The sequence below is a fragment of the Brevibacillus sp. NPDC003359 genome (assembly GCF_042878995.1).
In the GTDB taxonomy this organism is placed as follows: Bacteria; Bacillota; Bacilli; order Brevibacillales; family Brevibacillaceae; genus Brevibacillus.
In genome coordinates, this window is record NZ_JBIAOR010000002.1 from 1 (window position 1) to 22976 (window position 22976).

General features: G+C 47.3%; 21 protein-coding genes and 1 rRNA gene. 2 read left to right on the forward strand and 20 right to left on the reverse strand.

Annotated features, from left to right (window positions below; genetic code table 11):
* Positions 1 to 225, reverse strand: a 16S ribosomal RNA gene (locus ACFYU8_RS09520); the annotation flags it as partial.
* 206 nt (positions 226 to 431) lie between these two features.
* Between ACFYU8_RS09520 and ACFYU8_RS09525 the strand changes: the two genes are divergently transcribed.
* On the forward strand, positions 432 to 1112 hold the full coding sequence (locus ACFYU8_RS09525) for an endonuclease/exonuclease/phosphatase family protein (RefSeq protein ID WP_390297410.1): 681 nt from the start codon (positions 432 to 434) through the stop codon (positions 1110 to 1112).
* Here ACFYU8_RS09525 and ACFYU8_RS09530 read toward each other — a convergent pair.
* The 5 genes from ACFYU8_RS09530 to ACFYU8_RS09550 all read right to left on the reverse strand — a co-directional run bounded on the left by ACFYU8_RS09530 (position 1042) and on the right by ACFYU8_RS09550 (position 8050).
* Positions 1042 to 2550: an alkaline phosphatase family protein gene (locus ACFYU8_RS09530; protein WP_390297413.1), complete on the reverse strand. Its 1509-nt coding sequence runs from the start codon at positions 2548 to 2550 to the stop codon at positions 1042 to 1044. The genes ACFYU8_RS09525 and ACFYU8_RS09530 overlap by 71 nt on opposite strands.
* A gap of 124 nt (positions 2551 to 2674) precedes the next feature.
* Positions 2675 to 4171, reverse strand: coding sequence for a S41 family peptidase (locus ACFYU8_RS09535; RefSeq protein WP_390297416.1), 1497 nt, complete (start codon positions 4169 to 4171; stop codon positions 2675 to 2677).
* Positions 4168 to 6168, reverse strand: coding sequence for an S-layer homology domain-containing protein (locus tag ACFYU8_RS09540; RefSeq protein WP_390297419.1), 2001 nt, complete (start codon positions 6166 to 6168; stop codon positions 4168 to 4170). The genes ACFYU8_RS09535 and ACFYU8_RS09540 overlap by 4 nt, the downstream gene beginning before the upstream one ends.
* Before the next feature lie 56 nt (positions 6169 to 6224).
* Complete coding sequence (locus tag ACFYU8_RS09545; RefSeq protein ID WP_390297423.1) at positions 6225 to 7340, reverse strand: Nif3-like dinuclear metal center hexameric protein; 1116 nt, start codon at positions 7338 to 7340, stop codon at positions 6225 to 6227.
* Entirely contained in the window at positions 7316 to 8050 is a 735-nt protein-coding gene (locus ACFYU8_RS09550) for a tRNA (adenine(22)-N(1))-methyltransferase (protein ID WP_390297426.1), read from the reverse strand. Before ACFYU8_RS09550 ends, ACFYU8_RS09545 begins: the two co-directional genes overlap by 25 nt.
* A gap of 384 nt (positions 8051 to 8434) precedes the next feature.
* Between ACFYU8_RS09550 and ACFYU8_RS09555 the strand changes: the two genes are divergently transcribed.
* The gene (locus ACFYU8_RS09555) at positions 8435 to 9721 is read left to right on the forward strand and encodes a S8 family peptidase (RefSeq protein WP_390297429.1); all 1287 of its coding nucleotides are present in this window, start codon (positions 8435 to 8437) and stop codon (positions 9719 to 9721) included.
* Between the two features lie 79 nt (positions 9722 to 9800).
* On the opposite strand, the gene ACFYU8_RS09560 is transcribed toward ACFYU8_RS09555, so the two are convergent.
* The 14 genes from ACFYU8_RS09560 to ACFYU8_RS09625 all read right to left on the reverse strand — a co-directional run bounded on the left by ACFYU8_RS09560 (position 9801) and on the right by ACFYU8_RS09625 (position 22828).
* Entirely contained in the window at positions 9801 to 10940 is a 1140-nt protein-coding gene (locus tag ACFYU8_RS09560) for an acyl-CoA dehydrogenase (protein WP_390297432.1), read from the reverse strand.
* Between the two features lie 142 nt (positions 10941 to 11082).
* Positions 11083 to 11247, reverse strand: coding sequence for a hypothetical protein (locus tag ACFYU8_RS09565; RefSeq protein WP_390297435.1), 165 nt, complete (start codon positions 11245 to 11247; stop codon positions 11083 to 11085).
* 76 nt (positions 11248 to 11323) lie between these two features.
* Complete coding sequence (locus tag ACFYU8_RS09570) at positions 11324 to 12238, reverse strand: hypothetical protein (RefSeq protein WP_390297438.1); 915 nt, start codon at positions 12236 to 12238, stop codon at positions 11324 to 11326.
* 93 nt (positions 12239 to 12331) lie between these two features.
* A complete protein-coding gene (gene rpoD, locus ACFYU8_RS09575) occupies positions 12332 to 13462 on the reverse strand; it encodes an RNA polymerase sigma factor RpoD (protein WP_390297441.1) in 1131 nt (376 codons plus the stop codon).
* A 34-nt stretch (positions 13463 to 13496) separates the two neighbouring features.
* Complete coding sequence (gene dnaG / locus ACFYU8_RS09580; RefSeq protein WP_390297444.1) at positions 13497 to 15371, reverse strand: DNA primase; 1875 nt, start codon at positions 15369 to 15371, stop codon at positions 13497 to 13499.
* A gap of 202 nt (positions 15372 to 15573) precedes the next feature.
* Positions 15574 to 16410, reverse strand: a complete 837-nt coding sequence (locus ACFYU8_RS09585) for a pyruvate, water dikinase regulatory protein (RefSeq protein ID WP_017247752.1) — start codon at positions 16408 to 16410, stop codon at positions 15574 to 15576.
* Positions 16411 to 16421: 11 nt separating this feature from the next.
* Entirely contained in the window at positions 16422 to 17066 is a 645-nt protein-coding gene (ccpN, locus tag ACFYU8_RS09590; protein WP_390297448.1) for a transcriptional regulator CcpN, read from the reverse strand.
* A 122-nt stretch (positions 17067 to 17188) separates the two neighbouring features.
* Positions 17189 to 19258 (reverse strand): glycine--tRNA ligase subunit beta, encoded by a 2070-nt coding sequence (gene glyS / locus ACFYU8_RS09595; RefSeq protein WP_390297451.1) that lies wholly within the window; start codon positions 19256 to 19258, stop codon positions 17189 to 17191.
* A complete protein-coding gene (gene glyQ / locus ACFYU8_RS09600) occupies positions 19251 to 20183 on the reverse strand; it encodes a glycine--tRNA ligase subunit alpha (protein WP_390297454.1) in 933 nt (310 codons plus the stop codon). The genes glyS and glyQ overlap by 8 nt, the downstream gene beginning before the upstream one ends.
* Before the next feature lie 74 nt (positions 20184 to 20257).
* On the reverse strand, positions 20258 to 20383 hold the full coding sequence (locus ACFYU8_RS09605) for a hypothetical protein (RefSeq protein ID WP_390297457.1): 126 nt from the start codon (positions 20381 to 20383) through the stop codon (positions 20258 to 20260).
* 112 nt (positions 20384 to 20495) lie between these two features.
* Positions 20496 to 21269: a DNA repair protein RecO gene (recO, locus tag ACFYU8_RS09610; RefSeq protein WP_390297460.1), complete on the reverse strand. Its 774-nt coding sequence runs from the start codon at positions 21267 to 21269 to the stop codon at positions 20496 to 20498.
* Positions 21260 to 21415, reverse strand: coding sequence for a YqzL family protein (locus ACFYU8_RS09615; protein ID WP_012685773.1), 156 nt, complete (start codon positions 21413 to 21415; stop codon positions 21260 to 21262). Before ACFYU8_RS09615 ends, recO begins: the two co-directional genes overlap by 10 nt.
* Positions 21416 to 21519: 104 nt before the next feature.
* Positions 21520 to 22437, reverse strand: coding sequence for a GTPase Era (gene era, locus ACFYU8_RS09620; protein ID WP_390297463.1), 918 nt, complete (start codon positions 22435 to 22437; stop codon positions 21520 to 21522).
* Positions 22430 to 22828, reverse strand: a complete 399-nt coding sequence (locus tag ACFYU8_RS09625) for a cytidine deaminase (protein ID WP_376899465.1) — start codon at positions 22826 to 22828, stop codon at positions 22430 to 22432. Before ACFYU8_RS09625 ends, era begins: the two co-directional genes overlap by 8 nt.
* Positions 22829 to 22976: the final 148 nt, after the last annotated feature.

Below are 22976 nucleotides of genomic sequence, written 5' to 3' on the forward strand. Positions count from 1 at the left end.
CCATCTCCCAGTGACAGCCGAAGCCGCCTTTTCTTTTCGGATCATGCGATCCAAAAACCTATCCGGTATTAGCATAAGTTTCCCTATGTTATCCCGGTCTGAGAGGCAGGTTGCCTACGTGTTACTCACCCGTCCGCCGCTAGCCTCCGAAGAGACTCGCTCGACTTGCATGTATTAGGCACGCCGCCAGCGTTCGTCCTGAGCCAGGATCAAACTCTCCAATAAAGTTTGAAGATGAATCTGACTTCAAGTAAAACACAAGCTTCATTTCACAGATTAATTCTATTCCGGTTTTCAAGGAGCATTTTATTCCATCCGCCCCTCAAGCAGAGGCGACGTTTTTTAATATAGCATAGACTAAAACCTAATGCAATAGGGAAAACTAAATAAGTTAAAAAATGACGTCAAAAACAAAAAGGAAGTGAACTAGGTTGCGTGTAGTCAGCTACAACATTCATAGCGGCCGTGACCTCTGGTGGCGAAAACGTCTGAACGAAATGACGCTTACTTTAAAGGACTTGCAACCAGACATCATTGGTCTTCAGGAGATCCATCAAAACGGGAAGTATGGGTATCAAGCGAACTACATCGCTGATCAATTACAGTATCACCTGGCCTTCTCCCCTTCCATCGCGATAGGAGACGGATATTACGGTAATGCACTGCTATCAAAGTATGCACTCGAAAATGTCGAGGCCATCGTTTTGCCAGCCAAAAAAGAGCAACGAACCCTCCTGTATGCATCCTTCCAAGAATACGGTCGTACGATTACGCTTTGCGTTACGCACTGCAGCTTAAATCAAGTAAGCAGACTTGCCCAGCTACAGTTCATGTCGGCATTGATACAGCAACACGCAAAAGACCCACTACTCCTAATGGGGGATTTCAACGCGAGTAATGTGTCTTTTACTCCACACCTTATGGACTGTGCTCTTGTCTCAGGTAAGGAAAAAAGACCAACGCTTCCTACCTTCCGCCGACGTCTTGACTATATTTTCGCTTCTCATCACTGGAATATTGAGCGCTATGATCTGCTACCTGTCAATTGGTCTGATCATGTCCCCGTAATTGTAGACCTGAGGCTATCGGAATCCCCAGCTCACAGAGAATAAAGTCTTTGACATCAACCAATCTTGCAGGGAGTGGAAACATCTCCGAAGCACCTGCAATCACTAACGGAATCAGCGAATCTTGCTTATGCAGCGATCCGTGACTTCCGCCACCTAAATGCGTAGGTGCACATTCCGATAAAAATTCATAGCTCTTGGCAGCAGTCACGACTACCACCTCAGCTGTCTGCGAGAACAACGACCCGTATAGTCGAGAAAAAGCATCCGGGTATGTATCAAACGAAAGACGCTCTCCATCATATTGCACATCCAGCACAGAGACGTCTCCTTCAACGGACCAAGAAGAGCCGTACGCATCATGATACTCCCCATTTCTCCAAAAACACATCTCCTGTTGTGTTCCGCCCCGACGCACCTTTACCTTCTGTCCCTCTTTCCATGAAATCAAATCAATTCTTTCTTCCATACTAACCGCATCGACAATAGAAAGTGGCGCCGTTCCATTCACTGGATACAAAAAGGTCATACGCTCATTATTGCAAATGACCACCTCCACTTCAGGCGTCACGTCAGTACCAAGCGCATGAATGGAAAAACTCGTCAGGAGATGATCCAGCGGAATATTGTGGTCTTCACTTGCACCTATGACCGTTTGTCCATGATCACTAATCAAAATGCACACGTTTCTCTCCAGCATTTGCTCCCATGATGCGAAGCTATCCAGCAAACGTGCCAATTGCTTGTCCACATCTGCCAAGTGCTGTACGGCATCCTCCGGAGAATTGTGGAGCTTATGATCATTCTCTGGCAGATAGACCAGTGTAAAATGTGGCTGCTGACCGCTGCGTATTACCTCAATCATGACATCGATTGCATAGGTATCATTAATTCCGTAGCCTTCCAGAGCGGATTGGGAGAAATCCCACGGGACAGTACGAAATAACGCTGGGCGTACCAGTGTCCCCATACTCATGATCGTTGGACCACTCACATGCTCTCGCAGGGAAAAAGATGTGATGGCATCAAGCAAGGTAGGCATTTTCACCTTATGCTGCTTATGTCCGCGATGGGCTATGACATTGATGGAACCGGATACGAGATTGTTTTCTTCCAGTACCTCATGAATGGTTTTGACATCCTTGCTAAGATGACGTTCATTCATATCAAAAAGGACATTTCCGCCACAGCTTGAAATCCCTATTTTTCGTACGGGAGTGGCGCCATTAATATAATTCACCATCTTTTTGCGCTCTGCATCATACCACACTAACCCCGGTACTTTGTGCTGATCGGGGTAAACTCCCGTAATGAGGGAGCAATCTATCGAAGCTGTCATCGTAGGAAAAACGGTGACACAATCGGGTATGTACTGGCTATGCTCCATGAAAAACCGAAGCGCCGGTGCTTTATTGGCAGCAATGCATCGCTCCAGAACGTCAGGCATCATGGAGTCGATCAGGAAAAGTATGACCTTTTTCATCCGGCTGCCACCTTTCTCGTCGTAATAGTCATAGTCGCACCTGATAGTGTTCTATTTTCCATGAACGAGTATACGCCCGAAAAAGAAAAAGCCCCTGTTCGCCAGAAACGACAGGGGACGATGATCACGAAGTAAATGTAAGGGTGTTGATACCATTTTTCGTTTGCAGTTTTAGTGTTGGATACTTTTTCAAATAAGGAGCAAGTACCACGTAATCTTTTTCGCCAATGGACGGATCACCTAGCAAATGCGAAAGTACAGCAGCTCGGATTTGCAGCCCTTGAGGCGTTTGTTTAAAGAGAGGATCCACTGTTGGGAAAGGAATTCCATTGATGACTGTATCGCCTTCTGCGTCACTCAGTTCCCACGTATTGACGTTCAATGACTGGAGAGCTTCTACTACTTGCGCGCCATAATCCTCCACAACCATATCCGGTTGAAGTCCTACGTGATTCACCACGGTATGCTTAGGTGTAAAATATTCATTCAGTGTAAGCTTGAGTGCGTCACCGTCTGACAGCGGAATGACTTGTTGGGCACTCCCTTTTCCATATGTTTTGGTACCCACAAGTTTTGCGATGCCATGATCACGCAAGGCACCTGACAACAGCTCAGATGCAGAAGCTGTTCCGCCGTTTACTAAAATTCGTACAGGAATGCCGATATCCTGCCCATTTCTTACCCACGTCTCTACCTCTACCCCATTGCGATTCGTGGTGTACATGAGCAAGCCTTCTTCCATAAAGAGACTCGCGATGTCCCGCGCTGTGGACAAGTATCCCCCGCCATTATCCCGCAGGTCTAACACCAATCCGGACAAAGGGTTTTGCAAACGGGAAAGTTCAGCGAGCTTATCCCTTACCTGAATGGCTCCTTCTGATCCGAATGTTTCAAGACTGATATAGCCAACCGAGCCTTTTGTAAACATCTGTCCTTCCGCTTCTGGCAGGGTCATGAATGCACGCTTCAGCTTCACCTGGTGCTCCCTTTTGTCGGATGGACGATACACAGTAAGTATGGCTTCGGTCCCTTCGTTGCCCTTCAAATAAGCATATGCTTCTTCAAAAGTCTTTCCGACCAATGAGGTCTCATTGACTTTGATCAATTGATCGCCTCGTTGCAAGGAGGATGCTGCTGCTGGAGAATTCGGAACGATTTCACGGATGATAATATGATCTTTTTGCAGCCGCAGACGAAAGCCAAATCCAACAAATTGATTTTCAACGTCAGATTGGAACAGACGTAATTCATCTTGAGTAAAAAATACGCTGTGCGGGTCATTAAGCGTGGAGAGCATTCCATCGATCGCCCAAGTGTTCATCGTCGGCGTATCAAACCCGCCTTTCTTCTGCCATTCTGCCAACCTCAATTCCAGCTCGTCCCAAGTATCATCTTCTTCTGAAACTTTGAACTGAAGTTGTTTTTTCTGTTCGGCCTGCTCACTGACTTCCTCTAGAGCCCCTTTTACCAATTGTTTGGCAGCAGGCTTGCTCAAGTGGCTCTCCATAACGTGCAGGAACACTTCTTCTGTTTCCTCATAAGGATACTCTGCAGCTTGTACGGGAAGAACAGCTGTGAGTATCAGGACAATCGCTACTGCCCATTGACTAATTCGTTTCATGGCGCCACCCCTTTTCGAACATCATCAGGTATCGAGAATGCAACATTGCTTGTAAAGTCGTAATTGTCGGTACCCGAATAAGCTACATAGCCGTCGCCCTCATAAATTTCTTCATAACGCCACGTATGTTTAACAATTTGGTCACTAGCTCGATCAATATAATACTTGTTCATGAACAAAGGAACGTCTTTTACTTTTCCTTGTCCGAGCGCAACCTTCTTTGATTTCTCTACCAGCATCGAGCCCGGAATCCACTCCGTAATGACATCGTACTTTCCGTATGATTGCTTGTAGTAGCGAGCATGAAGCTCCTTGGCCCGATCGGTTACCTTGACCGCACCGACCCATTCGTGCAAAAAGTCAACTTTGTCAGTTCTGTTCTTATCCCAAGTCTGCCGATCCGTATCGTACGAGTATTGCGTGTTTGTTTTCCCATCTGTATAGGAGAGCAGCTTGTCTGATATTAGTTTTTGCGGAGATTGATAAAAGCCGGATATTCTGCTTATTTGTTTTTCCTTATTAATATCCTGCGTATAAGAGAACGTCAATCCACTCAACACTGCTTCACCTTTCACTTGGTAGGTGTCAGCATTGTCCAACTGGCGCAAAGAGTATCCCAAATCAGAAATAATAGCTGGCTGATCTTTTAAAGATTCAAACTCTTGACGCAACAATTTGTGCAACTGATTCATTCTGCTGTCTGACGCCTTCGGTTTCATCGCAGCAAGAACATCTTCTGCTTCCTGCATACGACCTTCCTGCAAATAATAATAAGATGTATTCAACAATGCTTCTGGACTCCTGTCGACAAAACGCTTGTAACGCGCCAACGCCAGTTCTACCTGATCATTCCTGATTTCGAGTGCCCCCAGATACATGGCGAGCGATTCCCATTCTTTGGAGTCTTGCTTCACTTTTTGTTCATACGCACTGAGTCGGTCGAGCACTTTTTTGTATTGGCTTTGATCCTTGTTCCCTAGCTGCAAGGCAATATCGTACACATTGGCACTCAATAGCCCGAGTGTGTCCGGGAGAATGATTTTGTCTTCGAAGTAAGCGTCGATAGCAAGAAATGCTTCCTCCAGATTGGTTTCAATCGGTGTTTCAGGATTCCAGCTCAATAAATAGTGAACTCCAACTTGATTGGGGAAGGAGGAATCCGCCAGCTTGCGCAACTGTTCAAATGTCTCTTCACTATCATTTCTAATGCGAATAGCGGAAGCCGCATCTACATAAATCTGTTCTTCTGTTGTTTTGGGATCTGTATAGGTTGCGAATAACGGCAATACCTCATCGACATCCGGGACCATTGGGAACTTTTTCCCATCGTAATTCAAGAGAGGCATGATTCCATCCTGAAGGAAATAGTTCACCATGCGATCAGCTGCGACCGCAGCATCTCCCCGCTTCACCCGATCCATTTTTTCTCCCTCTAGCCATCCCCAGGAACGCACTTCTTCCCAAGCATTTTTACTATCTGGAGACATGGTGAACATTTGCAATATCTTGGCAGCTTCTTCGTTGGTGATCGGCTGATTCGGATTCATCATTTCACCAGGAAAAATATACTGAATCGCATTCGGGCCATACAGTCTATCCAAGATCGTAGAGATGCGCAGAGTTGGTTTGTACATCCACGTCAGGCGATCGACATCTTTGTAAGGTAAATACGGTTCCTGAAAACCTTCTGCTCGCGACCACTCCGAGTGCTCAGATAGGAAGGTAAGCGGATAAATATGATACTGCCCACCGTAATAGAGACGATCGATCATGACGAGAAATTCCGCACGCGTCATGTCACGATTTGGGTAAAACTTCGGAACATTTGGGCCAGCCTCAAACAAACCAAGCTGCACACCTTGAACGATTGCGTTTTTCGCCCAGTGCTTGTTGATGTCACTGTATGGCAATAAGCCCCCAGCCGCTGATGCGACGCCGGGGGTGAGCAAGCTTAACGTCAGTAATCCACAAGAAATCGTCCGGATTAGTTTTTGCACATAAAATCCTCCTACACTTCATCTGGCAGCCAACATTAAGGTGAACCGGCTACGTTTTAAACAAACTGGAATGGATCTGTGTGCACGCGCGAAGGAATAACTTCTGTTTCGTAACCATTTGCCTGCAATTGTTCCAGCAAGATGGTTGCCAGCTTTTCTTTCATGATTTTTTCGATATTGTGACCAGCATCTACGATGGACAAGCCTTCTGCTTGCGCATCGTGTGCGGTGTGATAACCAATATCTCCAGTCAAATAAACATCCGCGCCTTTAAAAATGGCTTTGGAAACAAAAGAGCTACCGTCTCCACCTACTACCGCTACTTTTTTGACGGTCGCATCCATGTCACCAACCACGCGAAGACCATGGAGGGAAAATCGTTCTTTTACAAGTAAAGCAAACTCACGAAGTGTCAGTGGCGTGGGCAGCGTACCGATTCGCCCAATTCCGTATACAGTACCGGACTGTTCCAGAGGAATGATGTCATACGCGACTTCTTCGTAAGGATGGGCAGCAAGCATTGCTTTGACCACAGCTGATTGCCTGGACGCAGGAACAATCATCTCAATGCGAACTTCCTCTGCTTTTTCCAGCTGACCAGTCGAACCGATATGGGGATTCGTTCCTTCCCCTGGCAAAAAGGTTCCCGTGCCTTCGGTTTGAAAAGAACAGTGGCTATAGTTGCCTACATGTCCAGCCCCCGCTTCTGCAAGAGCGGTGAACACTGCTTCCTTATGGGTAGCGGGTACAAATACGACGAGCTTCTTCCAAGCCTCTCGGGAAAGAACATCCAGTACATCTACGTCCGTGAGTCCAACCGCTTCTGCGAGCCAGTCGTTCATTCCTCCATACGCAACATCCAAATTCGTATGGGCCGTGTATACCGCAATGTCGTGCTTGATCAGCTTTTCAAACACACGTCCTGCGGCGAGATCCGTCCGGAGGTGTTTAAGCGGTCGATAGATGACGGCGTGGTGAGCCACAATCAGATCTACACCCTCTGCAACGGCTTCATCAACCACAGATTCAAGCACATCTAGTGCGACCATCACTTTTTTTACCTTTTTTTGCAAGGTGCCTACATGAAGGCCAATCTTGTCGCCTTCCATCGCCAACGATTTTGGCGCCAGACGTTCTACATATTGAATTACTGTTTGTCCGTGCGCAAGCATGCGATCACCTCATCCATCCATCTTACTTCTGCTTGAATTTCTTTAATTCGTTCTGCTGCTTCCGGCTTGTCCGAACGATTTAATTGAACGATAACCTTTTGCCATTTTTCTTGCTCGTGCAGCCACTTCTCTTGTAAAACCTCTGATTTTTCATCCCAAAGAAATGGACCAATGCGCAGGAGCTCTTCCTGTGTACGATCTTTGCCCTCATAAGGCAAGGTAGGATTGCCTCGTTCTGCGACGAGAATCTCATAAATCACGCCATCCTCCTGCAAAATGGACTCCGCGATTAACTGCCAACCATTTTCTATCATCCACAGGCGAACCGCTTCTTCCCCTACGTTTGGTTGCAGAATCAAGCGTTGCACACCTTCCAGCTTGTCTTTTCCTGCTTCCAAAATGGAAACGATCAATTGTCCGCCCATCCCTGCAACGCAGATCACATCTGCTTCGCCAGGATGTAATACCGCGAGCCCGTTTCCTTTTCGCACCGAAGCGCGATCTTTCACCTGCAATGTATGTATTTGTTTTTGTGCCGCTTGAAAAGGCCCTTCATTCAATTCGCCTGCGATCACGAACGAAGCAATTCCTTTTACAAGCAAATAAGAAGCCAACAACGCATGATCCGACCCGATGTCGGCGACGCGGGCTCCTTGTGGACAATAGCGGGCAATCGTTTGTAGCCGCTTAGATATTGATACTGATGTCATCTGTATATTCACCTTCCGTTGCCTCTATTCTACCCTATTTGGCAGCAATTGCGAAATGCTAATTCCCTAACAGATGATCAGCAAAGAATGACAAAATCCTCGCTGTTGCACCCAGCAGGGACAAGGCAACGAAGAGGGGAGTCTTGGCTAGTAGTCGGGAGGCTTACAGGTGGCCATTCTGTTGGATGTAATGTTCGGAATAACAAGGAAAGTTTTTAAACATGACGATATTATTGTTATTTTATGTAATTTAACTTAATTTTTACCAAATTGTGAACTTTATTTTAATAAATAAATATTTACAAATTTTTTACAGATATGTATATTAACGCCATGCACATCATGAACTACACAGACTAAATAACTTTCAAGGAGGAGAACAGTTTGAAAAAAAGAACCGGCAAGTGGTGGGCAATGGGTTTACTCTCTTCGACGCTAGTGATGAGTGTCTTCACAGGTGTGGGGGCAGCCAGTAATGATTCAAACAGCGAATTCAGTGAACTTGGTACTGCACGGGTATTAATTCAGTCAGATTCGGATGTGAGAACTGGTTATTTTGCTGAACCATTGGACGTACGCCATGATTTTGGTGAAGAAGGCTTCTCCCTTGATGTAAATAGTGATCAACTTAACCAACTAAAAAGCGATCCCAATGTAAAAATTACCGTGTTGAAAAAATTAAAGATCGCTGAGTATATAGAAGAAGATCAGGCAAGCGAGCCAGAGTTCTCTCCTGCGGCAGTCGTTCCGTGGGGAATTAAAGCGATCTATAAGAACCAGTCCCTCTCCGCTACGACTGGAGGTGCAGATGTTCGTGTTGCAGTCCTGGATACTGGCGTGTTCACGCAGCACCCGGACCTAACCGCTAACGCAGAGCAGTGCAACGATTTCACGCAAGCTTCTCCTGTTGTTACCGGTGCTTGCAATGATGCGCATGGTCATGGAACACACGTCGCTGGAACTGTTCTCGCTGATGGCGGCGGTGGCGCAGGCATTTATGGTGTAGCACCAGATGCAAAGCTATGGGCATATAAAGTATTGGATGACTCAGGCTCCGGCTATGAGGATGACATTGCCTATGCAATTCGTTACGCTGCTGACCAGTCCGCTCAATTAGGCGTGAAAACGATCATCTCTATGTCCCTTGGCTCTAGCAGAAAGAGTACCCTTATGGAAAGTGCCATCACGTATGCAAACCAAAACGGAGTATTAGTCGTGGCGGCAGCAGGTAACTCTGGACCAACAGTGAATAGCATTGGCTACCCTGGGGCATTAGTGGATGCAGTAGCCGTAGCAGCGTTAGAGAATGTTCAACAAAACGGTACCTACCGTGTGGCTGACTTCTCTTCTCGTGGTCAGAGCGGGCAAGCGGGAGACTACGTGATTCAAGAGCGCGATGTGGAAGTATCAGCACCAGGACGCGCTATTCAGTCTACATGGAATAACGGAGGCTATAACTCCATTAGCGGAACCTCCATGGCAACACCACACATTTCAGGTTTGGCTGCAAAAATCTGGGCATCCAATCCATCTTGGAGCAATCAAGATGTTCGCGTAGAATTGCAAAAACGTGCGACAGGAAATGACATCAAAGGTGGCTCAAACGCTGCTGTAGGTGACGATATCGCTAGTGGCTTTGGATTCCCAACTGTACAACCTGGCGATCAATAAAAAAATAAGAAACAAAAAAAGAGCCATGGCTGTCAGTTTTCGCTGGCAGTCATGCTCTTTCATTGTAAACAAGGAAAGGCTAGCACCCGATTTCTCTTGCGATGACATTACGTAAAATCTCTGAAGTCCCCTCGCCGATCTCTAACAGCCGGGCATCGCGGAAAAATCGTTCCACCTGATACTCCCGCATATAACCATAGCCACCGTGAATCTGAATAGCCTGATGAGTAGCAGACATGGCAATCTCCGAAGCATACAATTTTGCCATTGCTGCTTCTTTCGTAAATTTGCGGCCATGATCCTTCAGCCAAGCTGCTTTATACACCATCGTTCTCGCTAGCTCTATTTGCATCGCCATATCCGCCAGCTTGTGCTGGATCGCTTGAAAATGACTCAAAGAATTACCAAAAGCCGTTCGCTGCTTGGAGTATTGCAATGCCTTGTCGTAGGCAGCCTGTGCAATTCCTACAGCCATAGCGCCTATCCCGATTCGCCCACCATCAAGTGTAATGAGGAACTGCTTGAAGCCTTCGCCCCTCTTCCCAAGGATGTTTTCCTCTGGCACCCGGACATTTTCAAGCACGAGCTCGGTCGTATTAGAGCTGTGCAAGCCGAGCTTTTCATAGTTCGCCAGCACTTGAAAGCCAGGCGCATCTGTCGGAACGATAAAAGCAGTAATACCGCGTGAGCCCTGCTCTTTGTCAGTGACAGCAGTCAAGGCGAGAAACGAGGCATAGGAAGCATTGGTAATGAAGCATTTGGAGCCGTTAATTGTCCACTCCCTGTCAGCCAAGACCGCATTTGTTCTCGTACCTCCTGCGTCAGATCCTGCATTCGGTTCCGTCAAGCCAAACGCGCCAAAGCTTTCGCCCGAACAGATTTTGCTTAAATAGTTCAGCTTTTGCTCTTCCGTGCCAAACAAAGCCAATGGAGCGCCACCTAACGAAATATGCGCCGAATACGTGATTCCTGTAGAGCCGCACGCACGACTAAGCTCTTCTACAACAATCGCAAAACTCGTGGAATCGGCTCCCGCACCCCCGTATTTCTCAGAGAAGGGAAGACCCATCAAGTTCAGCTCACTCATCTGCTTGAATATTTCGACAGGGAATTGTTTGGTTTGATCGCGTTCATCTGCTCCTGGCGCTACTACCTCATCAGCGAATTCGCGTATCATTTTTTTCAACATTTGTTGTTCTGAAGTCAAATCGAAGTTCATAATCGTCGCCCCCTTGAAAACGCTTTAGTAAAGAACTATCAAGAAACACACAATTTTGACTGAGCGTTTGTTCAGAATACTCTTACCATTATACACCACGATTTGGATTCATGTGGGAATTTCTCAAAAAAAAAACACACGCCTATGATCGGCGTGCTCCCAATAAAATTGCTCCCAAAAAAGATACGGAGGCTGCTATGTATCCGATGCTGTATGTATTTACTCCTGTAAGCTTTGCTGCTGTTTCTCCACCCAGAAAAATAGCCGCCAGCAAAATACCGAATAAGACCTTCCACTTGTTGTCCATTTATTCACCTCGTTTACTCTCTTCTGAAATTGTAACAGATAAGCTGGGAGAGGAAAACGAGAAGTCAGCCATAGTCCTACAGTCGCAACCACGCATACCAGTATCCACGCGTGAAGAAGAACAAAGCTGACACCATGAACACCTTAATGAATAAAAGCAATTGAATCATATCCCGCTTCGCTGCTGGAATATACAGAGCCTGTATCTCTGCACCAAAGAAAAAGGCAAGTCCGCATACGGCAAATACTCCCGCCCATTTCGTATTAGCCTTGTTCATCAAGAAGCCCATACCTGTGAGTAAGCACGCCAGTGGAACCCAGTACAACTCCGAAGTCCACCATGTATAATCCATCTCTACCCGATAAACGGTTGTAATGCCATACAAGATGGCCAATCCGAGCAACCCTGCATAAAGCAAATAAGCATAACCGAAAACAATTGCGCTGATGCACAATAGCATGCAAACGAAGCCTAAATAAAACAGGACAAACGGCAAGTTTCCATCCAATTTTTGGATGCAGTAAACGCCTCCCGCTATCAAGATCACAAAAGACAAAGCCAAGAATAAATGCGTCAATGGCGGGGACGATCTCCGATAAGCGAATCCCAGAATATAGAAAACAAGAGCGAAACAGGCAAAGATGGTAATTTGCATTGGGGTTTGAAAACGGTTAAAATGAAAAGCAAGTAAGATCAAACCAGCAATGACAAAGGCACCAAGGAGCCATGCCACTACCATTTTCCCCGTCACTGGAGAGACAGTTCTAGGTGCATATGTATTCTTGACTGATGAAGATGAATTGCCTTTTCCTGACAGCACACCCGGTGCCGTTTCCACTCGCTCATTCCCGCCTGCGGACGCCGGTGTATTTGGCCGATCCCCTTCTGTATATAGATTTAACAAGAAGATGCAGTAATGTTCAGGCAGTAAATGGTTGCGCCGCCAGTTTTCAATTTCGGCGATGATCGTGCGCTTGCGCTGGTCGTCCAACGCGGCCCCTCCTAACTACGGCAAAAAATGCTTACCTTCAAGAATAAGAAAAGCCTACGTCGGCTAACGTAGGCCACATACTTCTTATATCGGTTATTCCAAGAAATCTTTTAAGCGTTTACTTCTACTCGGATGACGCAATTTGCGAAGAGCTTTGGCTTCGATCTGACGAATCCGTTCACGGGTTACGCCAAACACTTTACCTACTTCTTCTAACGTCCGTGTACGTCCGTCATCTAATCCAAAACGTAGACGCAGTACGTTTTCTTCCCGGTCTGTTAATGTATCCAAAACGTCTTCCAACTGTTCTTTCAAAAGTTCATAAGCAGCTGCATCAGATGGCTCCAATGCATCCTGATCCTCAATGAAATCACCTAAGTGGGAATCGTCTTCTTCCCCAATTGGAGTCTCCAGGGACACTGGTTCTTGGGCAATCTTCATGATTTCCCGAACTTTTTCTGGAGTGAGATCCATTTTTTCAGCGATTTCTTCTGGCATAGGCTCACGACCTAGCTCTTGGAGAAGCTGGCGGGAAACGCGGATTAACTTATTGATTGTTTCCACCATATGAACCGGAATCCGGATTGTTCTAGCCTGGTCTGCAATTGCACGGGTAATCGCTTGGCGAATCCACCAAGTTGCATACGTACTGAACTTGTAGCCCTTGCGATAGTCAAACTTTTCCACCGCTTTAATCAGACCCATGTTCCCTTCTTGAATCAAGTCGAGGAATAGCATGCCGCGTCCTACATAACGCTTCGCAATCGATACCACCAATCGCAAGTTCGCCTCAGCCAGACGTCTTTTTGCTTCCTCATCACCTTGTTCAATTCGCTGTGCCAGTTTAATCTCCTCTTCTGCGGAGAGCAGAGGAACTCGACCAATTTCCTTCAGATACATCCGTACAGGGTCATTGATCTTGATTCCAGGCGGAACGGAGAGATCGTCATAATCGAATTCTTCGTTGTCCTCGTCCTTGCTGATCATTTGATCGACTTCATCGTCGTCATCTTCATTCTCATTGTTGTTAATTTCAATGCCTTGATCACCAAGATATTCAAAAAACTCATCCATTTGATCAGAATCCTGCTCAAAACCTGCGAGACGAGCAGTAATCTCCTTATACGACAGTGCGCCGCGTTTCTTACCTAATTCGACCAACTGTTCCTTCACTTGTTCGATGGACATTGCTTCCATGTCGGAAGTGATATTTTGCTTGTTCATCTACTTTCCCTCCTTCCCCGGGAATGATCTGAAGCTACCCTTCTTTTAAAGCATTTTCCAATTCAAGAATCTTCATCCCTGTAACGGCTGCTTGAAGTTCAAGTTGTTTGCGCGCATCCTCGCTGTCCGCTGCGGCCGCTTGGAGGTGTAAGCTCCGCTGCTCATCGCGCAATCGTTCCAACTCGGCACGCTTCGGGTAGTTATTCACTTGTTTGATGTAGTCACCGATCTCTAATTCAGATACGTCGTTGTTGCACTCCATCATGGCCAATCCCGAGGCTAATTGCTTTAACAAATCGTCTTGCACATAATGTATAAACTTTCCAGGGTCTTCCGGGTTTCCCTCTGCATAGTAGGCGTACAGGTAGGCAGCCAACGCATCGTGTTCATCCACCTGAAAGTGGGCGCTGCATTCCTGTTGGACGCGGGCGGCTATTTCTTCATTCCGCATCATGTAGTAAAGCAGCATGCGCTCAGCCGTGTGATAAGCGGGTGGCAGTGTTTTCGCGAGCGTAACTTTGCCATTATTTATACTATTATTCCATGCTGGCGTCACTTTATCCCTTTGGCGCTCACTTTTTTGCTGATTGTATGCGCGTTTGGACTCCCACTTGAGATCACCGAGAGTCAGGGAGTATTCTTCTGCCAATTGCCGTTGATACATGTCCCGTTCCACCGGGCTGCCGAGCTCGTTGATGATCTCGACCGCCTTCGCGATTAAGCGAGCTTTGTCCGTCTCATCTTTTATTACGAACTGGCTGCGTAAATGTTTCAGACGGAAAGCCGTAATTGGCATCGCCTGTAACAATACCTGCTGGGAAAATGCTTCAGCCCCATGTTGGCGGATGTAATCATCCGGGTCCACTCCTTGTGGAAGTGGAGCGACTCGAACGATCAAACCGGCTTGCTGCAAAACGTGAATCGCTTTGCTCGTTGCTTCTTGTCCTGCAGCATCTCCGTCATAACAGAGTACAACTGACTCCGTATTACGACGAAGAATTCTGGCCTGCTGCTCCGTCAAGGCTGTTCCCAAAGTGGCAATACCTTGCATAAAACCCGCCTGCCATGCCGATATGACATCGACATATCCTTCAAACAACAGCGCCTCTTTTCTCTTTCTAATAATGGGGCGCGCACGATGAAGATTAAACAGCGTAGCGCTTTTGTTGAACAAAAGGCTTTCCGGGCTATTCAGATACTTGGGTTGAGACTTTTGGTTGGAATTGGGCTTCGATCCTTGCAGTAAACGCCCACCAAATCCGATGACGTTACCTTGGGAATCCTGGATCGGAAACATGATACGACCTCGAAAGCGATCAAAGACTTTTCCTGCATCGCTCCTGGCCAATAGCCCTGCATCCACCATCAATTCCTGTAAAAATCCCCGCTTTGCTAACTGTTGCGTTACGAAATCCCAGGAATCCGGAGCGAATCCGATTTGGTATTCGGCTATTGTCGCCTCAGACATTCCGCGCTTTGCGAGATACTTCATCGCTTCTGTGCCATAAGGGGTTTTCGTAAGCACGTAGTGGTAGAGGCGTGAAACGAACGTATGCGCTTCCTGCATCGCATGCTTCATCCGTTTTTCAGGTGAGTCCTCTACTTGCTGCGGCTGGGGCACAGCTATCCCGGCACGCTCCGCCAATTTGTGCAGTGCCTCTGGAAAAGTCAATTGCTCCAGTTTCATTAAAAAGGAAAAGATATCCCCACCTGCTCCACAGCCAAAGCAATGAAAAAACTGTCGCTCTGCATTTACGTTGAAGGAAGGGCTCTTTTCAGAGTGAAACGGACATAGACCGAGAAAGGCACGACCGCTTTTTCTCAGTTGAACGTACTCTCCTACAACGTCTACGATGTCGACAGCGGCACGCACTTGATTTACAAATTCATCTGAAGTGGGACCAGTCATGTCTTTCCACCTTTATAAGGAGAATTGCACGTGAGAATATTTAGTTCGTCAAAATTCGTCAATTTCCTTCTTTGCATCAAACTTCTTTTCTTCTTTTCTACTTTTCCACATTTCTAAGTGCAATAAACGCTGAGAAACTCAGTATGATAAGTACCTCGGCTAATTGATTTTCTACAAAAAACGTCAAAATCCTTCTTTCGGCCTATTTCCTTTCATTACGGAGATTATTTTTTCGAATCATCTCCAAAATGATGTTTGCCGTTTCTTCCACTGCCTTGTTGGATACATCGATAACTGTACATCCGAGGCGCTCAATAATGCGCTTGGAATATGCCAGTTCTTCTGCAATCCGTTCGAGATTGGCGTAGTTCGCTTGTGCAGTCAAGCCCAGCGCCTTCAAACGCTCAGTCCGAATTCCGTTCAGTTGCTCCGGATTGATGGTAAGCCCAATACAGCGTTCTATTGGCAATTGGAACAATTCTTCTGGTGGCTCTACCTCCGGGACAAGCGGAACATTGGCAACCTTAAGTCGCTTGTTAGCCAAATACATGGAAAGAGGCGTCTTGGAAGTACGCGAAACGCCAATCAAAACGACATCTGCTCGCAACAGGCCGCGTGGGTCCCGTCCATCGTCGTATTTGACGGCAAACTCGATGGCGTCTACTTTGCGGAAATACTCTTCATCCAGTCGGCGTACTAAGCCCGGTTTTCCTGTTGGCGGCTCTTTCAACATACCCTGTAATGTATTCATTAGAGGCCCCATTACATCAAGAGCTGGAATCCCGTGAAGAGCAGCTTGTTGTGTAATATACGCATTCAACTCCGGAATGACCAGAGTGAACACGATCATTGCCCGCGATTCTTTTGCCGAAGCAATAATTTCGTCAATGGATTCCTTGTCTTCTATATACGGATACTTTTGTACGTCAAACAAAAAACGATCAAACTGACTAGCTCCTGCGCGAACGACAAGTTCGGCCGTTTCGCCGATGGAGTCTGAGACTACATAGATGAGCTGTCCTTGCTGATTACCTTGCATCGCTTCTCCTCCTACACTTTCGGTTCGCTACCCAATTCTACAAATGCTTTCGCGATCGTCGTCTTGGTGACGCGCCCCAACAGCTCCATTTGCTTCGGATCTTCCTCGCCAGGCCTTACTACAGGCAGAGAATCGATCTGAAAATCAATCAGCTTTTTGGCGGCTGTGTACAAGGACTCATCAGGTGCGCATGTAATGATATTCGGCATCCTAGACATGATAATGCTGACCGGCACATCCTCCAACGTCTTATTGCCTAGAGAAGCCCGCAGGAGGTCTTTTCGTGAGATCACGCCAGCCAAATATCCTTTTTGATTGACGACGAATAACGTGCCAACATCCTCCAAAAAGAGGGTAACGATGGCGTCGTATGCCGAGGCGGATTCGGATACCACGATCGGCACCGCCTTGTAGTCATTGACGAGAAGCTTGTGAAGCCGTTCACTTATGACTGAGCTTGCGGGTCTGCCGGCATAAAAATACCCGACCCGAGGTCTGGCTTCTAGATATCCTGACATTGTGAGGATGGATAAATCAGGGCGCAACGTCGCGCGAGTCAAATTCAGTCGCTCCGCGATATGCTCTCCTGTTATCGGTCCGTCATCCTTCACTATCTGTAAGATGTGCTCTTGTCGTTTGGTAAGCTCGATGACCAATCACCCCGGTTCTGTCTTTACCTCTTCCTAGTATTACTCTATTCGACGGGATATTCCTTCTTTCACGGGGAAAAAAGGTGCCCCCGCCTGATTTTCAGACGAAGGCACCGGTTTTATTTTGTTTATGCGAAGACAATTTTGGAAAAATCTGCGTAGCGATAAAGCACACGAGAAAGCTGCAAGAGAAGCCCCAGACGATTCGCGCGAACAGCCTGATCTTCTGCCATGACCATTACCTTATCAAAGAAAGCGTTGATCGGCTGACGCAGGGTTGACAAGGTTGCGAGCACCTTCTCTTGATCCTTCAGACCTTCTACGTCCTTTTGAACAGCTTGGAATGCCTGATACAGTGCACGTTCCACATCTTCTGCGAACAAAGCCTCGCTGACTTGGTCTGCTTCCGCTTTTTGTGCCAGATTGTTTACCCGGTTAAACTGCTCCACAATCAGCTTGAATTCTTCTGTTTGTACGGCTCCCATCAGTGCTTTTGCTTTTGCCAGGACTTCTGGAACCAGTGTCAGGTCAGCAGCAAGAACGGCGTCGATGACATCGTAGCGAACGCCATGATCCTGCAAGACATTTTTCAGACGGAGTGCGAAGAAGTCTACCAGGTCTTTTTTCACGTCTTCTGCGGCTCTTTTGTCTACGCCTTGCGCTACATAGCCTTCCATTGCGGCATCCCACAGATCGGCAAGAGAAATTTGCCAGTCGCGCTCCACCAAAATAGAAACGATCCCCGCTGCCATACGGCGCAGACCATACGGATCCTGTGAGCCAGTAGGCACAATGCCGATCGAGAAGCAGCCTACGATCGTGTCCATCTTGTCAGACAGGCTGACAATAGCACCTTGGGGGGAAGAAGGCATTTTGTCCCCTGCAAAACGCGGGAGGTAATGCTCGAATACGCCGCTTGCGACGAGGTCGGACTCACCCGCTTTGCGCGCGTAATCTTCCCCCATAATCCCTTGCAGTTCAGGGAATTCGCCTACCATGTTGGTAACGAGGTCAAATTTTGCGATTTCTGCAATGCGGTCTACTTGTTTGGTTTCTTCCGCGCTCACACCCAGCTTGTTTGCAATTTGCCCAGCTGTTTTGCGTACACGGCGAACTTTATCGCCGATTGTTCCCAGCTCTTCATGGTAAACGATTGTCTCCAAACGTTTCAGGCAGCTCTCAATGGACCGCTTTTGGTCCTCCACGTAGAAGAAACGAGCATCAGACAGGCGTGCGCGAAGAACTTTTTCATTCCCTTTCGCTACGTTTTCCAGAGCGCGGCTGTCACCGTTACGCACAGTCACAAAATGATTCAGCAATTGACCCTGTGCGTTTTCAACAGGGAAATAACGCTGGTGCTCCCGCATGGAGGTAACCAAAACCTCACGTGGAATGGAAAGGAATTCTTGCTCGAATGTACCGTAAAGGGCGGTTGGATATTCTACAAGATGGACTACCTCATCCAAAAGACCTTCGTCCATTGGAATCGTCCAGCCATTTTCCTTCTCCAAGCGATGAATCTGTTCGACAATTGCTGCTCTGCGCTCATCAGGATTCACCATGACATATTGCTCAGCTAGCTTGCTCACATATTCGCTTGGGTGATTGAATGTAACCTCTGTTCCCAAGAAGCGGTGTCCACGAGAAACGCGCCCGCTTGTTACGCCTGCAATCTCCAGATCGATCAATTCATCGCCGAACAAAGCAACCAGCCAACGAATAGGACGAACGTATTTCAATTCGCGTGCGCCCCAGCGCATGTTTTTCGGGAAGCTCATTCCGGTGATCACTTCATCCAGTTGCGGCAAAAGCTCGGTAGTCGGTTTTCCCGCTTCGGATTTGCGAGCATGCACATACTCGATCCCGTTTACTTCTTTATAATACAGTTGGTCTGGCTCAACATTGTTGCTTCGTGCAAATCCGAGTGCTGCCTTGGACCAGTTACCCGCTTCATCTTGAGCAATTTTGCGTGCAGGGCCTTTCGCTTCATCATTGCGATCAGGCTGCTTTTCTGCCAGTCCATTGATCAACAGGGCAAAACGACGAGGTGTTTCTAATGCCGTAATTTGATCAAACGGCACGCGCTCAGCAGTCAGCCACTTTTCTACTTTTTCCTTGAATTGTGCCGCTGCCTGTGCGACAAAACGAGCAGGCATTTCTTCCAAACCAACCTCTACGAGTAGATCGCGCTTACTCATTTGTATCCTCTCCCTTCACCTGATTCACTTGATCCGCAGCGACGGCGTTGCCTTTTTGCAAAAGCGGGAAACCTAGGCGCTCACGCTCTTTATAGTAGGTTTGTGCGACTTCACGAGACAGATTGCGTACTCGAGCGATGTAGCCTGTACGCTCCGTCACACTGATGGCTCCACGCGCATCAAGCAAGTTGAAGGTGTGGGAGCATTTCAGCACGTAGTCATAAGCTGGGTAAACCAGTCGCTCCGCCATTAATCTCTTTGCTTCTGCCTCATACGTATTGTAGAGAGAGAACAGCATGTCGACATCAGACAGCTCGAATGTGTATTTGGAATGCTCGTATTCTGGTTGCAGGAATACATCTCCGTATGTGTACCCGTTGCACCATTCCAGATCGAACACATTTTCTTTTTCCTGAATATAGGAAGCCAAACGCTCCAGTCCGTAAGTCAGCTCGACTGCCACTGGTTTACATTCAAGACCGCCCACCTGCTGGAAGTACGTGAACTGTGTAATCTCCATTCCGTCCAGCCAAACTTCCCAGCCTAAGCCCCATGCGCCAAGCCCTGGGTGCTCCCAGTTGTCCTCTACAAATCGGATATCATGCTCCAGCGGCTCGATTCCGAGTTCGCGCAAGCTCTCCAGGTACAGCTCCTGAATGTTGTCCGGCGATGGCTTCATGATCACTTGGAACTGGTGATGCTGATACAAACGGTTCGGGTTTTCCCCATAACGTCCGTCTGCCGGGCGACGGGAAGGCTCTACATATGCCACATTCCACGGCTCAGGACCAATGGAACGAAGGAAGGTCATCGGGTTTAGCGTACCTGCCCCTTTTTCAACGTCATACGGCTGGACAATGAGACAGTTTTGCTTTGCCCAAAAGTTTTGCAGCGTCAAAATGATGTCTTGAAATGTCATTTTCATGCTTTTTCCTCCTCTAAACTTATTAGAACTTGGCTTTACGTCGAAACTAAAAAAACCTCCCGCCTCTACACTGCCTAATGCGACAGTGTAGGGACGAGAGGATTCTCGCGGTTCCACCCTACTTGGCGAATGACTTCTTCGCCCACCTTACAATCAAATTGCTCCAGAACGCCCTTCATCAGCATGGTGACCGGGCTCACACTATCCCCGATTCGCTATTCACAGCCAGTGGCCGACTACTCTTTTCCTTCATGGCAACATTCGGTATACAAGTTTGGTTCTTATCATAACGAAAACAAATTCGTATGTCAATTAGTCCTGATCGGATTGCGTCATTCTTTCCATACGCTCCAGTTGTTCCAGAAATGCTCGACTTTTCAGCCTGATATCCAGATACTCGTCCATGAAGCTCCGCAGTACATGCTTGAGCTGGTTGCGTGTTGCCGGTTTTACTTCAATGTCACCAAGCCGCTCCAAATCAAATACCTGGAACAGCCGTAACAGCTTCCAGGTCGAGGGTGTAACCGCCATAGCATACGGATCGGAAGGCTGGCAAACTGGGCACAACAGTCCACCCTGTCCTACACTGATAGCATAGGGCTCACGCTGTTCGCCACAGTTTACACATGCCGTGAGTTGTGGGGAGATTCCCGCCACAATTAGCATCTTGGTCTCAAAAATACGACACAGGATCTCAGCATCTCGTCCTTCATCCAAGTGGCGGAACGTATGAAGAAGAAGCTGAAACAAGTAGGGATTCGGTTCCCTTTCCTGCGTCAATCGATCCAAAAGTTCTGCTATGTAAGCGGCATAAGCCGTAGCAGTTAGGCTTTGCCGCATATCCCGGAACGAATCAAGCATATCTCCCTGAGAGAGATCGGGCATTCCCGTACCGGGTCCTGTCTTGCATAGATAATAACTATGCGAAAACAACTGGGAGACGGCGGCAAGACGGCTTTTGGTCTTTTTGGCACCACGGGCCATCACGCCTAATTTGCCGTTCTCCCGTGTAAACAATGTCACCACTTTGCTGGACTCACCATAGTCCACACTGCGAATGACAATCCCTTCCCACTTTACAAGCATGCCTGCGTGTCACCCAATTCTTCCTGGGCGAGATCAAACGAGGTTTCCTCGCTGGAAACATCCGTTTGATGGTGATCACGGTAGAGAAGGTAAGCATGGATGTCACCGGTTGAAGCGAAAACTCTCCAAGAAAAGTCACGAAGCAAGGAGCATCATCCTTTCCTATATCGGGTCTATCCACTTCCTTCTTAGAATCACCTTTGCCCGTTATTCTATGCCTTGGAAAAATTAACACATCGCGATGGGAATATTATTGCTCGTTGTAGAAACCGAAGTTACGCAGCATCCGGTCTTGATTGCGCCAATCCTTTTTCACTTTGATCCAGAGCTCCAAAAATACTTGGTCCCCCATCAGCCTCTCGATATCCTTGCGCGCGCGTTGACCGATTTCTTTAAGCATCTGGCCTTTTTGTCCGATCAAAATACCGCGCTGGGAATCCCGCTCTACGTAAATGGCCGCATAAATGTAAAGCGTTTTGCCATTTTCGCCCCGCTTCATCTCTTCAATGACGACAGCGATGGAGTGAGGTACTTCTTCTCTCGTCAAATGCAGAACCTTTTCCCGAATCAACTCGGCTGCAACAAAGCGTTCCGGATGGTCTGTCACCTGATCTGCAGGGTAATACATTGGGCCTTCTTCCATTTCACCCAAAATAGCCTGCTGCAATGATCCGGTATTGTTACCTTCCAGTGCAGAGATTGGAACAATTTGCTTGAAATCATACAATTTGCGGTAATCGTCAATAATCGGCAGCAGTGCTTCCGGGTGCACTTTGTCAATTTTGTTGATGACCAAAAATACTGGAGTTTTGACTTGCTTCAACCGCTCGATGATGTAGTCGTCCCCGGCTCCGCGTTTTTCTGTTGCATCGACAACAAACAAAACGAGGTCTACTTCGTTCAATGTATTTTCGGCAACCGAAACCATGTAGTTTCCGAGTTTGGATTGAGGCTTGTGAATCCCCGGTGTATCCAAGAAAATAATTTGTCCCTCTTCCGTCGTATGCACAGCCGTAATTTTGTTACGTGTGGTTTGCGGCTTATTCGACATGATCGCGATTTTATGTCCCACAATATGATTCAACAGTGTTGATTTCCCAACATTTGGACGTCCCACAATGGAGACAAACCCCGATTTAAACGATTGCTTGGTCTTGCGATTATCCACGTAAATCCTCCTTGGTGAATGCGCCTGGCAGCAGGGCAGATACTGTCGTTTCCCAAATGTCGCCTTTGAGATTCGTCAAAAATACAGGCATGTCCGGCGGGCAAAGTTCTGCTATGACTTGTCGGCAAGCCCCGCACGGTGATACAGCTTGCGGCGTATCGGCAGCGACGGCTAATGCCTTGTAAGTCTTATCGCCTTCCGAGTACGCTTTAAAAAGAGCCGTACGCTCTGCGCAGTTACACAGCGAGTACGCCGCATTTTCAATATTACCTCCCAAGTAAACTTTGCCACTCTCAGCTAACAGAGCTGCTCCTACCTGAAACTTGGAGTACGGAACATAAGCGAGCTTTCTGGCTTCGATTGCTTGTGCTAATAATGCTTGTTTATCCATTCTCATCATTCCTCATATGATTGGTCTTTAACATCATTTCACAACAAAATGTGTCCAAAGAGACACGAAGAAACCAGACTGAATGGTCAACTGGAATGACCCGTCCGGTACTTCATTTGGCTTATGAAAAAATTTCTTCTTCTCTACT

What these genes read in the sequence shown, in the direction of transcription:
- ACFYU8_RS09530 (WP_390297413.1), bottom strand. Translation starts at nt 2,550, where the DNA reads ATGAAAAAGGTCATACTTTTCCTGATCGACTCCATGATGCCTGACGTT.
- ACFYU8_RS09535 (WP_390297416.1), bottom strand. Translation starts at nt 4,171, where the DNA reads ATGAAACGAATTAGTCAATGGGCAGTAGCGATTGTCCTGATACTCACA.
- ACFYU8_RS09545 (WP_390297423.1), bottom strand. Translation starts at nt 7,340, where the DNA reads ATGCTTGCGCACGGACAAACAGTAATTCAATATGTAGAACGTCTGGCG.
- ACFYU8_RS09550 (WP_390297426.1), bottom strand. Translation starts at nt 8,050, where the DNA reads ATGACATCAGTATCAATATCTAAGCGGCTACAAACGATTGCCCGCTAT.
- ACFYU8_RS09560 (WP_390297432.1), bottom strand. Translation starts at nt 10,940, where the DNA reads ATGAACTTCGATTTGACTTCAGAACAACAAATGTTGAAAAAAATGATA.
- ACFYU8_RS09565 (WP_390297435.1), bottom strand. Translation starts at nt 11,247, where the DNA reads ATGGACAACAAGTGGAAGGTCTTATTCGGTATTTTGCTGGCGGCTATT.
- rpoD (WP_390297441.1), bottom strand. Translation starts at nt 13,462, where the DNA reads ATGAACAAGCAAAATATCACTTCCGACATGGAAGCAATGTCCATCGAA.
- dnaG (WP_390297444.1), bottom strand. Translation starts at nt 15,371, where the DNA reads ATGACTGGTCCCACTTCAGATGAATTTGTAAATCAAGTGCGTGCCGCT.
- ACFYU8_RS09585 (WP_017247752.1), bottom strand. Translation starts at nt 16,410, where the DNA reads ATGCAAGGTAATCAGCAAGGACAGCTCATCTATGTAGTCTCAGACTCC.
- glyS (WP_390297451.1), bottom strand. Translation starts at nt 19,258, where the DNA reads ATGAGTAAGCGCGATCTACTCGTAGAGGTTGGTTTGGAAGAAATGCCT.
- glyQ (WP_390297454.1), bottom strand. Translation starts at nt 20,183, where the DNA reads ATGAAAATGACATTTCAAGACATCATTTTGACGCTGCAAAACTTTTGG.
- recO (WP_390297460.1), bottom strand. Translation starts at nt 21,269, where the DNA reads ATGCTTGTAAAGTGGGAAGGGATTGTCATTCGCAGTGTGGACTATGGT.
- ACFYU8_RS09625 (WP_376899465.1), bottom strand. Translation starts at nt 22,828, where the DNA reads ATGGATAAACAAGCATTATTAGCACAAGCAATCGAAGCCAGAAAGCTC.